This is a genomic window from Pseudomonadota bacterium, from assembly GCA_018823135.1.
Taxonomy (GTDB): Bacteria; Desulfobacterota; Desulfobulbia; order Desulfobulbales; family CALZHT01; genus JAHJJF01.
In genome coordinates this window covers 1-5,495 of record JAHJJF010000113.1, presented here as the reverse complement: position 1 = coordinate 5,495, position 5,495 = coordinate 1, and the positions used below count along the sequence as shown (strand labels likewise).

Genomic DNA, 5,495 nt, shown 5'->3' with positions numbered 1-5,495 from the left:
TCCGATAAGAACTATCGAAATCATTAAACACCCGGTTCATCCGAGAATGGAAAAGATCCATTGCTCCGAACATGCGATCAATGTCATTCCATCCAGTCATCATTTTTCCACCTCCATAAAAATATATTTAATAAATAACAACATAACCATCTGATATAATTAGATTTATCAGATTGATGCGGAAAAAATAAGTTTTGCAGAAAACGATGTCAAGGGTTTGGATAACAATTTTTGGCTGGATATTTTAGGGTGGGGGAAGGGCTAAAGATTCAGGAGTGTGCGAGTACACTGATAGCGGAAATTTCATAGCTACTAAAGACACTGAGAATTGAAGACACCGGTTGCGGCATTCCGGCCGATAAACTTTCCCGGATTTTCGACCCCTTCTTTACGACCAAAGAGGTGGGAAAGAGAAGCGGCCTGGGACTTTCAATCGTCTACGACATCATTAAGAGCCACAAAGGTGAAATCGCAGTCAAGACCGCGGACGCTGCAGCTGTCCTTGCGGCCGGGATCTTCCACAGAAAGGGCCGGGCAGATACCAAGAAGTACCTCCGGGAGGGGGGGAAAAGATGTGTCCCCAATTTTTCCGAATTGAAGCTCTCATGATTATTGCGTCAGGGTTATCCTCGTACTGCTGCGGCTTATCTTGTTGCTTATCAGGTCCTGGACAACGCCGATCATCTTATATTCACCGACAGGGTCTGAGTTGTCCAGAATCAGGGCAAGTTCCGGCTCAGTCAAGACAAACACCGGTTGGGCAGGGGCTTTACCAGCACCCTTTGCGTATCGGGGCTGGCTCACCATCGGCTTGCCGGATGGGTCCAGCAGAGTTAATGAGATTACATAGGAAAAATTTCCGTCACTGTCCTGGGTAAGCCCGGTGACCAGAAATGAAGTACTAATCTCCTGGCCTGGTTTTGCCATTTTCAGAAGTTTCAGGCCGATCTTAGCGTCGGGTGGTGCTTGCAACCATTCCCGGACATGATCAGGCGAATCCGAGGTGACTATCAACAGCATCAGGTCGCCTGCGGCATTTGGTTCCGGATATATTGTTTCCGCAACGGGGATAACAACTATATTCGGCTCAGGTGCGGGTTGTTCCTCAGGAATTATTTCGGCAGCGACTGCATTGGCGGCAGCTGGCTCTCGAATAGTAACAAGCAATCCGTCAGGCTGTTCGCTGATCGTGTACGCAAACAATTCATCAAGACTGGAATCAAACACCACTCTGAGCCCATCGCCCCTCCGAGCTGTTCTGACCCGGGCGAGAGCGGTTCCTACCTGTTTGACAGGGATTTGTTTTGCAAGCCTCACGTTCTTAAGGTCTAAATAGATGCGGTCCGGCCGACCTGCGGCAACATTTTTCTTGAGCTGGACTTTGCGGTAGTCCTTTATAGCTCCGTCCGCTTTCAGGCGAACTTTCGTTTCTGTATCCCCACGCTCTATTTCAATACCGGAAAGAACCATTGGTTTAGCCTTGGCAAAAGCCACCCCGGAAGATGATAAAGCAAGGTGTAGAGACAAGGCCAACAGCACTGATAATACTCTGGTTAACTTCATTCACTTCCCCATTTTTAAAATAGTTTAATTCCGATCTCTTTCCCGAATATTACAGGCCCATCCCCGAGCCGGGCGTCTAAGAAATTTTTCTAACCGACAACTCTATCAGATTGTAGTCTTCCTTCCTTCAAAGATACTACTAACTTGTTTTTCTTTCGGGATTCCTACCAGGCAGCTCGACTGGTGAAACATCCAGGTTAAAAAAAAAGATAGCCATCTTCAAAACACCGAGGGTGGCTATCTTTTTCAAAGGTCAGACTTCCATGAACGGCAAGTTATTTTTTGCCCAATGACTGGATATACATCTTGAGGGATTGCATTGCCACCGTCTCCTCGTTGAGGGCTTCACCTTTCAGGGGTCCGACTATACACCTGTTTATCGTCGCCACCAGATTGGCTTTTCCCCCGGCGTTTTCCATCCCCTCTCCGTTGGGGTGGCAAGTATTACAATTGATGGCATTCTGAGAAGCCCCCAGTCCCGGGTTATTGAAAAGTTTCTCTCCAAGCTCGACAGAGGCCTCTTCTGCGAAAGCAGGAACCGACATCAGGGCAATGGCAAAGGATGCAACAAGAAATGAAATAGTTTTTTTCATTCAGACCACCTCTTTGGGTTATTCATGAGAATTTCTTTTCTGAGAGATCAGTCTCAGTGCTGTCGATATAATTGACAGTGTCATGGAAGTCACTGCCAAAACATTCACTCACAGTATATGATAAAAGAATAAGAAACAGCAAAACTGTTTTTATAAAAAATGAAATAGTGACGGTAACTCAAATATCTCACACCAGGTTATCACCGAGATTTTGCAAGACTACAGCTGTGGAGGCAACCGGATAACAAATAATACATGCAGGGCTGGATTCCCTGAAGATCGGATGGTATTCTAAATCCAAGCAGATATTTTTTTATCAATTGAGGTCCGGCTGCCTTCAAGGCAGCCCTGTTTGATTCTTCCTCTTTATTTCGGGCAGGGTGTAAAATGAGCAACTCGGGTGCACGAAAGACGGCCATCAAAGCCACAACCCTGCAGGGGTTTATCCTCAACCTGCGAAAGATCCCCGGCTATGCAGCCTGTGGAATTCTCTCATCTCAAGGAAAGGTGCTGGCGCGTGATCTGGTCGCCACAACTGTTGATCTGGAATTACTCGGCACCACCTGCAACAGTCTCTTGCAGCAGTCACAAGATGCCGCAGAATATGCCGGCATGCAAAGCTGTTCCCAGTTCTCCATCAAAACCCCTACCGGACGACAGGTCCTGATTCGTTGTTCGGGAAAAAACGCCACGCTCCATTTCCACCTGCTCGTCGCCCTTGGAGAAGAGGCCGACATTTCCCGTATCGATCGGGAAATGGATTCGTTTGTGGATCTGGTCAACCATGAGTTTTCCCAATAAATAAAGTCTGGCCATCCAGGAATTTGAGTTTTGTCCGAAGGATTGTTCTGAAATTTTTAACAGCCTGAATATCAGGGCATCCCTGACTCAAGGTATCGTCCATTTGTACTCGCCGAGAACCTGGCCGAAACCCGAATCATTCATGAAACAGCCACTGATTTCTGAAGGTGGCTGTTTTTTTTTTAAAATAATGTCATAGTCCCTGACCGAATTGCAACTCCCCACAGCAGAGAGCGAACAGCGTGAGGCTTCGGATAGCGAACAACAAGAGACTTTTAGCTGCGGGGAAGGTATTTCGCTTTGCATTTTCAAACAAGGAAGTCAACCACCATTCATGCCCACATCCAACTTCCGAATAGCCGTGGTTCTTGGCCTACTGACTGCCATGGGCCCTCTTGCAATCGACATGTACCTGCCGGCGCTTCCCTCGATTGGACGGAGCCTCGGGACGTCAATGAATGCGGTGCAGATGAGTCTGCTTGTTTATTTCCTGTCCTTGGGCGTCGGCCAGGTCATATACGGACCTTTATCAGACCAGATCGGACGCAAACCGCCGATGTATTTCGGCCTGGTTCTTTTTGTTGCCGGCAGCATCGGCTGTGCACTGGCTCCCACCATCCATATTCTGATTCTCTCCCGATTTATTCAGGGTTCAGGCGCCTGTGCGGCCATGGTCATCCCACGCGCGGTGGTCCGGGACCTTCACACCGGCAATGAAGCCGTGAAACTGATGGCAAGACTGATGCTGGTTTTCAGCGTTTCTCCCATCCTCGCGCCATTGGCCGGCAGTCTGCTTATCGAGTGGGGCGGCTGGCGCAGTGTGTTCTGGGTCATTACCCTGCTGGCTCTATCGGGACTGGCACTGCTGGCCTTCCGCTTCCCCGAGACGCGGCCGGTTGCCAAAGGGAGAGTGATTGACCTTGGCAGACTCTGGACTGATTACCGGCCACTTCTGCAGGACCGCGCCTATCTGCAACTTGTCGCCATAGGTGCGCTGGGTATCTCCAGCTTTTTCATCTACCTGGCCAACTCCTCTTTTGTCTTGATCAACCATTATGGTTTGACCCCGATCCAGTACAGCATCGCTTTTTCGCTAAATGCCATCTCCTTTATCGGGATAGCGCAGCTCGCAGGCAGACTCGGCAAACGTTTCGGCCTGGTCCGGATTCTGAAAACATCGCTCTACGGATATGCCGGGATGATGTCTCTACTCTTCACTTTCAGCCTGTTCGGTATTGACCGGATCGAACTGCTGATCAGCATGCTCTTTCTCGGTTATGGCTTTCTCGGACTGATCGTACCGATCAGTACTGTGCTTGCTCTGGAAGGACAGGGAGCGGTGGCCGGTTCGGCATCAGCACTGATAGGTACCGCCCGTTTCGTGACCGGTGCGGTAATCATGGGGGGCATCGGACTGTTCTCGGACGGATCACCCCTCGCGATGCTCGGCGGGATCGCCGCCTGCGCACTCGGTGCTCTGGCTTTGGCAGCAGGTCCCGGGGGAACTATCCATCATTATGTTCATGAAATTTAAAAGAGATCCACTCCAGTAGCCTGAAACCAGCCCCAAAATTTGCAGGGCACAGTTATGGGAGAGGACTGTGATGTGGTGTAATCAGTTGCCGCCTGTTGACAAAACAAGGCGAAAGCCGAGGAAATAGTGACGATCGGCTGGAGCGAGCCAGAAGCGAGAAGCAGAGCGCACATATTTTGCTTTAAAGTTCCACGACCCGCCACGAAACACGCGGTCCTTACCGAAATTGGAACCTTTGGGATTATCACGAGGACTGGCAGCATAATAGCCCGTATCAAACCAGTCACCACTCCATTCCCAAACATTCCCGCTCATGTCATAAATCCCCAGGCCGTTCGGCTGCCTGGTGCCAACCGGGTGGGTTGCACTGCCGCTGTTGGATTCATACCAGGCAAGAGCATCAACGTTTTCACCACCGCAATATTCTTCTTTTTTACCACCACTTCGGCAGGCATATTCCCATTCTGCTTCAGTTGGCAAACGAAATTTGCCACTCTTACGATTGGAACGCCCTGCCTCAGATAAACTTGAGACTTCAGGCTGCAGTGAATACGTTTCATTTTGCAGGTTCAACTTGTAAATAAATTTCTGGACATCATTCCAGGAGACCTGCTCAACCGGATAATTATCCCCCCTGTCAAAATATGCCGGATTAACCTCCATAACTCTCAGCCATTGCCCCTGGGTCACTTCATACCTGCCGATATAGAAATCATCTACACAGACTTCATGAGCCGGTTTTTCATCGGCAGCCCCAAAATTACTGCCCATCTGGAAACAACCACCTTTGACTGCTATCATCTCAAATCCTTCAATTGTTCCAGACTGAAATAGAGGATCAACTGATTGATTTGGCGTTTTCTGCGCAGCAAAAACAGGAGTGTGCACAAATATGGCGATCAGGCAGGCAATTTTTATCTTCATTCTCATATCATCAACAGACCGGCAGTTCATCCTGACATACATAAAAGATGTTATGGCGGAGCAGCCCTTGCGGCAACATT

6 protein-coding genes are annotated in these 5,495 nt (G+C 49.1%); 3 read left to right on the top strand and 3 right to left on the bottom strand.

The features are described from left to right. The first annotated feature begins 321 nt into the window (after positions 1 to 321). Positions 322 to 609 carry a hypothetical protein gene (locus KKE17_12375; protein ID MBU1710794.1) on the top strand — a complete coding sequence of 96 codons (288 nt, stop codon included), beginning with the start codon at positions 322 to 324 and terminating at the stop codon, positions 607 to 609. On the opposite strand, the gene KKE17_12370 is transcribed toward KKE17_12375, so the two are convergent. Both KKE17_12370 and KKE17_12365 read right to left on the bottom strand, forming a co-directional pair. Continuing rightward, positions 610 to 1,563, bottom strand: a complete 954-nt coding sequence (locus KKE17_12370) for an AMIN domain-containing protein (protein ID MBU1710793.1) — start codon at positions 1,561 to 1,563, stop codon at positions 610 to 612. Between the two features lie 275 nt (positions 1,564 to 1,838). Then, positions 1,839 to 2,156: a hypothetical protein gene (locus tag KKE17_12365; GenBank protein ID MBU1710792.1), complete on the bottom strand. Its 318-nt coding sequence runs from the start codon at positions 2,154 to 2,156 to the stop codon at positions 1,839 to 1,841. 387 nt (positions 2,157 to 2,543) lie between these two features. Here KKE17_12365 and KKE17_12360 point away from each other — a divergent pair, with 387 nt between their 5' ends. Continuing rightward, entirely contained in the window at positions 2,544 to 2,957 is a 414-nt protein-coding gene (locus KKE17_12360; protein MBU1710791.1) for a hypothetical protein, read from the top strand. Between the two features lie 334 nt (positions 2,958 to 3,291). Then, positions 3,292 to 4,491: a multidrug effflux MFS transporter gene (locus KKE17_12355; protein MBU1710790.1), complete on the top strand. Its 1,200-nt coding sequence runs from the start codon at positions 3,292 to 3,294 to the stop codon at positions 4,489 to 4,491. An 81-nt stretch (positions 4,492 to 4,572) separates the two neighbouring features. On the opposite strand, the gene KKE17_12350 is transcribed toward KKE17_12355, so the two are convergent. Next, the coding region (locus tag KKE17_12350) for a formylglycine-generating enzyme family protein (GenBank protein ID MBU1710789.1) at positions 4,573 to 5,495 on the bottom strand (923 nt) is incomplete at its 5' end.